The following is a 752-nucleotide window of genomic DNA, read 5'->3' as shown; positions in this document are numbered from 1 at the left end:
GAGGGCACGGCGTCGCGCCGGTCGATGCCGCGCGGCGCATGAAAGCCGCGGCCGATACCGAGGTGCTGCGCGACGATCCACACGGGCACCGCGATCACGATGCCGACGATGAAACCGATGACGATGACGGCGATCATGCGACCCCCTGCTTGCGCAGCGGCATCGCGCTGCGAACGGCGCTGCGCTTGCGCGCGGCGGGAATGACGGGTTCCGGCGCAGATGCGTCGGCGGCCGCGGCCGTCGGTGTCGCACCGATCGCATCGAGCGCGACGATCGTATCGATTGCGTCGATCGCGCTGCTCACTTCGCTCGCGTCGGGCAACGCCGCGCCGGGATCGGTGCGCGCGGACGGGGTGCGCGTCGCGCCCGCCGGCTGCGTGGCCGCGAACAGATCGCTGTAGTCGGCGATCGGCGCGCGCCGGTTCTCGGCCTTCAGCGCATTGAGCTCGGTGTCGATGCTGCCGTGCCCGAGGCACACGACACGGTCGGACAGCGCGTCGACCGGCACGTCGAAGATGCGCGCGAGCGCGTCCTCCGCATCGGCCGGTTCGCACGCGAACAGGAACACGTACAGGTGCGCGGCATCGGCCGTCACGACGTCGCCCGCGCGGCGCGGCCGGCAAAACCGCAGCGCGTCGACGTGCGACACACCCGGCAGCAGCGAGATCTTCGCGAGCGTGTGCGGCAGCGCGAGCACGGCGCCGCGATCGAGCACAGCGCGAATCCGCAGGCAGAACGCGCCGACCGGCAGG

Annotated in this window: 1 protein-coding gene; it reads right to left on the bottom strand. The window is 71.9% G+C overall.

Annotated elements, in window-relative coordinates; genetic code table 11:
* Positions 1 to 133 precede the first annotated feature (133 nt).
* On the bottom strand, positions 134 to 752 hold a 619-nt coding region (locus tag G3N93_RS41205; protein ID WP_277396623.1), incomplete at its 5' end, for a BcsE family c-di-GMP-binding protein.

It is taken from the genome of Burkholderia sp. Se-20378 (assembly GCF_017104665.1).
GTDB classification, from domain to species: Bacteria; Pseudomonadota; Gammaproteobacteria; order Burkholderiales; family Burkholderiaceae; genus Burkholderia; species Burkholderia lata.
The sequence above is the reverse complement of the archived record's forward strand: the minus strand, read 5'-3'. Positions and strand labels throughout refer to the sequence as shown.